This window comes from Longimicrobium sp. (assembly GCA_036387335.1).
Lineage (GTDB): Bacteria > Gemmatimonadota > Gemmatimonadetes > Longimicrobiales > Longimicrobiaceae > Longimicrobium.
The window spans coordinates 1-5714 of record DASVTZ010000052.1 but is presented as its reverse complement, the minus strand read 5'-3'; the positions used below and the strand labels follow the sequence as shown (position 1 = coordinate 5714).

Below are 5714 nucleotides of genomic sequence, written 5' to 3'. Positions count from 1 at the left end.
GATTCCCAGCCGCTGCGCCTGCGCGAGCAGCTCGTCGCGCAGCTCGCCCTCGCCGGCGATCACCAGGCGCAACTGTCGGCCGCCGACCTCGCGCGGGAGGAGGGCGAAGGCGTCGAGGAGGTCCACGAAGCCCTTGCTCGGGCGGAAGCGGCCCAGGGCGAAGAGCATCAGCGCGTCTTCGGGGATGCCGAGGCGCTCGCGGGCTTCGCGCGCGGGGCCGGCGTCGGTGGCGGGCTCCGGCGCTTCGGCGAAGTTGCTGATGTGGAAGACGCGCTCGGAGGGGAAGCCCTGCTGCACCAGGTAATCGCAGATGCCGCGGGTGTTCCCCACCCATGCGTCGGCGTGGCGGTAGCTGCGGGGACGGTAGTAGCCGCCCAGCCGCGCCAGGTGGATCGTCTCGCTGCTTCGAGGCACCCGCGTGAGCCGTGTCGCGCGTCCCAGGTACGTCTGCACGACATCGGGTCGGTGGCGCGCGACGAGGCGGCGGATCGTCCACATCGTGCGCACGTCGAGCGAGTTCGCCATCCCGGTGAGCACGCGCGGCACGGCGGCATCGATGGTCCCGTCGAGCACGCTCCCGCGCCGCAGCACGGCCATCGAGGGGTAGCCGCTCTCGTGCAGGGCGCTCACCAGGCGGGCGAAGAAGCGCTCCGCCCCTCCCAGGGCCGGGCTGGCGATGGCGTGGATGGATCGGGTCATCGGCGGTCGCGGTGCGTGGACGAGCCCGCCCGAGCGGCGGGGCACTCAAGATACCGCCGATCCCGCCCGGCGACCACGCTTCCGGCTGGATGGTTACGCCGGTGCCGAGCGTGGGTCCTCGGCCGGCACCTCGCGCGCGATCTGCTCATGAAGCTGACGCGCCTCCTCGCGGTAGAAGCGAATCCGCTCTTCCTCGCCGGCACCCTTGAGCCGCTCGTAATTCGCCTCGCGGATGCGGCGTGTCATCGCTACAGCGTCAATCTTCTTCTCCATAATGAGTCACCTCCCGCGGTGAGTAGATCGCCAGGGGCCTGTAGCCGAGCTCCAGGTTCACTGCGTTGAAGTACCGGATCTTATCGTAATGCACAATGTGCTTGAAGTTCCAGCTTACGAGAAGGTCCACGGCAGCCACCGAAGCCAGGGCGATGTGCAGTCCGTCATCATAGAACTTCGGAGTCAGGATCTTCCGTTCCTGGTACACGTCAGCGAGGCGGACCGCCTCCGGGGTGATGAACAGCACCTCCGCGCCAGACGCGATCAGATCCGCGTAAACCACCCGCACGGGCTCCGGCGCCTGCTTGATCTCGGCCGCGACCACGTCGGACACGACAGGCACGTAGTTTCCGAGCCGGAAATCCTTGAGGAGCCCGTTGGACCACGGGGCGAACTCCGCATCGTAGCACCCGCCGAGCACCGAGGTGTCGAGGTAAATCCGCTGGGCGTGGACCCACGACGACCTGCTCACTGGCCAGACGCGCCGGCCCGCTGGCGCAGGACGGGTTCCAACGTCTTCCAGGCGGTCGCGGCGATGAGCTCGTGGCCGCGGGGGTTGGGGTGCACGCCGTCTTCGAGGTTGAGCTCGGACTCGCCAGCCACGCCCTCCAGGAGGAAGGGGATCAGCGGGAGGCGATTGCGGCGCGCGACTTCCGGGTAGAGCGCGTCGAAGCGGCGCACGTATGACGGGCCGAGGTTGGGTGTCGCACGCATCCCCACGAGCACGATGGCGGCGCCGGGGCGGCGGGAGCGGACGGTGTCGATGACGGCCTGGAGGTTGGCGGCCAGCGAGTCCACGTCCGAGCCGCGCAGCATGTCGTTGGCGCCCGTCTCCAACACCAGCACGTCGAAGGGCTGCTCCAGGATCCAGCGGATGCGGCTCCGCGCCCCCGCGGAGGTCTCGCCGCTCTGGCCGGCGTTCACCACCTCGTAGGGGAGGCCCGCAGAGTCGATCTTCTCCTGGATGTGGGCGGGGAAGCCCTGCTCCGGGTCCAGCCCCTGCGCGGCCGTGAGCGACGTTCCCAGGAAGAGCACCGTCTTGCGCGCGGACGGGTTCTGCGCGGCTTCGGCGGCGGTCGACGAGGCCGTCGCCGGTTTGCTTTCCGCTCCCTTGCACCCGAAGTTCAGCGCCACCAGAAGCACCGGCAGCGCACGGAAAAGGCGGAATCTAGGCATGCTCATCGTTCGTGATCTTGAAAAGAGCTATCGGAGCGGCGGGCAGCAGCTCGCCGTGCTCCGCAATGTGAACTTCCGCGTGGATGCGGGCGAAACGGTCGCCATCGTGGGCCACTCCGGGAGCGGAAAGACGACGCTCCTGGGCCTGCTCGCCGGGCTCGACAGCCCCTCCCGCGGCTCCGTGGAGCTGGAGGGGACCGACCTGGGCACCCTCTCCGAGGACGGCCGCGCCCGGCTGCGCAGGGAGCGGATCGGCTTCGTCTTCCAGGCGTTCCAGCTGATCCCCACTCTTACCGCGCGGGAGAACGTAGAGGTCCCCCTGGAGCTGCGCGGCACGCCCGACCCCGCCCGCGCCCAGGAGTTGCTGGCGCGCGTGGGGCTCGGCGACCGCGGGCACCACTATCCCGCCCAGCTCTCCGGCGGCGAGCAGCAGCGGGTGGCCATCGCGCGCGCCTTCATCCACGCCCCCACCGTGCTCTTTGCCGACGAGCCCACGGGGAACCTGGACCGCACCACCGGCACCCGCATCATCGACCTCCTCTTCGAGCTGAACCGCGAGCAGGGGACGACGCTGGTGCTCGTCACGCACGACCCGGACCTCGCCACGCGCGCGGGCCGCGTGATCCGACTGGAGGACGGCGCCGTCGTCGGCGACGAGCGGAGCGCCGCGTGAAGCGCATCTCGCCGCTGGCCGTGCTGGCGTGGCGGGAGAGCCGCTTCGCCAGGCGGCGGCTCCTGCTCTTCCTCTCGTCGATCTCGCTGGGTGTGGCGGCGCTGGTCGCGACCCAGAGCTTCGCGGCGAACCTGGCCGCGGGGGTGCGGCAGGAGAGCCGGTCGCTGCTGGGTGCCGACGTGGCGTTCTCCAGCAACCGCGCCTTCGGGAAGCGCACCACGGCGCTCCTCGACTCGCTGCGCCGCGCCCGGACTCCGGTGGCGCAGGTGGTCTCCTTTGCGTCGGTGGCGCTGCTGGAGCGGACGGGCGGCGCGCGGTTGTCGCAGGTGCGCGCCGTGGAGGCTGGATATCCGTTCTACGGGCAGATCGTCACGGAGCCGGCGGGCGCGTGGGCGCGGCTCGCGCGCGGGCGCGAGGTCGTCGCGGACCCGGCGCTCCTCTCCTCGCTCGACGCGCGCATCGGGGACTCGATCTCGCTGGGTGAGACGCGCTTCCGGCTGGCGGGGATCATCCGCAAGATCCCGGGTGACGTAGGGATCACCTCCGCTTTCGCGCCACGCGTCTACATCCCCGCGCGATTCGTGGCCGAGACGAAGCTCCTCCGCTTCGGAAGCCGCGCGGAGTACGATGCCTACGTGCGCCTCCCCGCCGCCGGCGCGGCCGAGCGGCTCGTGGCGGTGCACCGCGCGGCGCTGCGCACGGAGCGGGTGCGCTCGCGGACGTCGCAGGAGCAGCAGCGCTCGCTGGACCAGGCGCTCGGCCGGCTTGGGAACTTCCTCGGGCTGGTCGGAACGTTCGCGCTCCTGCTGGGCGGCATCGGCGTGGCGAGCTCGATGGGCGCGTACATGGCCCAGAAGCGCGAGACGGTCGCCACGCTGCGCTGCCTGGGCGCGACGGCGCGGCAGGTGATCGCCATCTACCTGCTGCAGGCCGCCGCCATGGGTTTGGCGGGGGCGTCGATCGGCGCGGCCATCGGGCTCGCGGTGCAGTGGGTCCTGCCGAAGCTCCTCGCCGGCCTCCTCCCGGTGACGGTGCAGACAGCGGTCAATCCGGCGGCGCTCGCGACCGGCGTGGGGATCGGCGTGTGGGTCGCGTCCGTCTTCGCGCTCCTTCCGCTGCTCGCCACGCGCCGCATCTCGCCGCTCCAGGCGATCCGCAGGCGGGTGGAGGCGGAGGACGATGCTCCGCGCCGCCGCGATCCGTGGACGTGGGCCGCGTGGATCCTGCTCGCGGCAAGCGTCGTCGCGCTGGTGATGCTGCAGGCGGGCGACGTGCGCGTGGGCGGCGCGTTCGCGGGTGGGATCGCGGGCGCGCTGGTGGCGCTGTGGGCAACCGCCTGGCTCGCCACCCGCGCGACGAGGACGGCGCGCGTCGCCGGCTTGCGCTACCCCGTCCGCCAGGGGATCGCGAACCTGTACCGCCCCGGCAACCAGACGCGCGTGGTGGTGCTGGCGCTCGGCTTCGGCGTCTTCCTCCTCGCCACGCTCTACCTCACGCAGCACAACCTCCTCCGCCCACTGCGCGTGGATGCGGGGTCGCGCGGCAACCTCATCCTCTTCGACGTGCAGGCGGATCAGCAGGCCGGCGTGCGGCAGATCCTGGACGCCGGTGGCACGCGCGTCGTGCAGCAGGCGCCCATCGTCCCCATGCGGCTGTACTCGATCAATGGGACGACGGTCGCCCAGCTCGCCCCCGGCGCGCCCGGCGAGTCCGAGGAGGACCGCCCGCCGCCAGCGGAAGGAGAGCGGGAGGATGGGCGGCCGGAGGGGTGGGCGCTGCGGCGGGAGTACCGCTCCACGTACCGCGACCGGCTGATGGCATCGGAGAAGGTGATCGAGGGGAAGTTCTGGGCTCCGGGCGGGGGCGGCGCGCCGGGCGGTATCGCGGAGGTGTCCATCGACAAGACCATCGTCGAGGACCTGGCCATCGAGCTCGGCGACACGCTCGTGTGGGACGTGCAGGGGGTGCGCATCCCCACGCGCATCACCTCCATTCGCGACGTCGACTGGCAGCGGCTGGAGCCCAACTTCTTCGCCGTCTTCCCCACGCGCGTCCTGCGCGCCGCCCCGCAGACGTGGGTCCTCCTCGCCCGCGCCCCCGACGAGGCCGCCCGCTCGCGCGCCCAGCGCGACGTCGTGCGCCGCTACTCCAACGTCGCCGTGCTCGACCTCACCGAGGTGCAGGCGGCGCTGGACGAGGTGCTCGGGCGCGTGGCGGCGGTGATCCAGTTCCTGGCTGGGTTCAGCGTCGCGACGGGGTTCATCGTGCTGCTGGGCGCCGTGCTCACCAGCCGCCTCCAGCGCATCCGCGAGAGCGTGCTCCTGCGCACCCTCGGCGCCACCCGCCGCCAGATCGCCACCATCCTCTTCTCCGAGTACGCGGTGCTGGGCGCGCTCGCGAGCCTGGTGGGGATCGCGCTGGCGGTGGGCGGGGGTTGGGCGCTCGCGCGGCTGCTCTTCGAGGTGGAGTACTCGGTCCCGGTCCTCTCCCTGCTCGCCATCGCCGCCGCCGTAACCGTGCTGGCGGCCGGCGTGGGCGTGTGGGCGAGCCGCGAGGTGTTCCGCCACACGCCGCTGGAGGCGCTGCGGGAGGAGTGAGGGGCGGGCGGGGCGGGGCCCCTCCCCCGCTCGTCACCTCGCGGCCCCTCCCCCAAAACAGCCTGGGGGAGGGGCGGTGGCGGGCGTTGGTGCGGGGCGCGAGGGACGTCGCGCGGGCGGGCACGGGCAGCCACGTGGGGCGGCCCCTACGGGATTCGTGTGCGTGGGCGGGGGTCTGCGTGATGCCGGCGGTGGGCAGACACGCAGGTCTGCCCCTACCGGCATCGGTGTAAGGGGGGCGGGCATCGGCGCGGCGGCGGGCACGGGCGCGATGAATCGCGCCCCTACGGGATCTG

6 protein-coding genes are annotated in these 5714 nt (G+C 72.0%); 2 read left to right on the top strand and 4 right to left on the bottom strand.

The window, feature by feature from the left end; translation table 11 throughout:
* From VF647_04680 to VF647_04665, 4 genes are all read right to left on the bottom strand, one after another.
* Positions 1 to 699 (bottom strand): glycosyltransferase (locus tag VF647_04680; protein HEX8451370.1); only part of this gene is annotated, 699 nt, incomplete at its 3' end.
* A 93-nt stretch (positions 700 to 792) separates the two neighbouring features.
* Entirely contained in the window at positions 793 to 945 is a 153-nt protein-coding gene (locus VF647_04675; GenBank protein HEX8451369.1) for a hypothetical protein, read from the bottom strand.
* 10 nt (positions 946 to 955) lie between these two features.
* Positions 956 to 1444 carry a hypothetical protein gene (locus tag VF647_04670; protein HEX8451368.1) on the bottom strand — a complete coding sequence of 163 codons (489 nt, stop codon included), beginning with the start codon at positions 1442 to 1444 and terminating at the stop codon, positions 956 to 958.
* A complete protein-coding gene (locus tag VF647_04665) occupies positions 1441 to 2148 on the bottom strand; it encodes an arylesterase (protein HEX8451367.1) in 708 nt (235 codons plus the stop codon). The genes VF647_04670 and VF647_04665 overlap by 4 nt, the downstream gene beginning before the upstream one ends.
* Here VF647_04665 and VF647_04660 point away from each other — a divergent pair.
* Complete coding sequence (locus VF647_04660) at positions 2147 to 2821, top strand: ABC transporter ATP-binding protein (protein ID HEX8451366.1); 675 nt, start codon at positions 2147 to 2149, stop codon at positions 2819 to 2821. The genes VF647_04665 and VF647_04660 overlap by 2 nt on opposite strands.
* Positions 2818 to 5418, top strand: a complete 2601-nt coding sequence (locus VF647_04655) for an FtsX-like permease family protein (GenBank protein HEX8451365.1) — start codon at positions 2818 to 2820, stop codon at positions 5416 to 5418. Before VF647_04660 ends, VF647_04655 begins: the two co-directional genes overlap by 4 nt.
* Positions 5419 to 5714 lie beyond the last annotated feature (296 nt).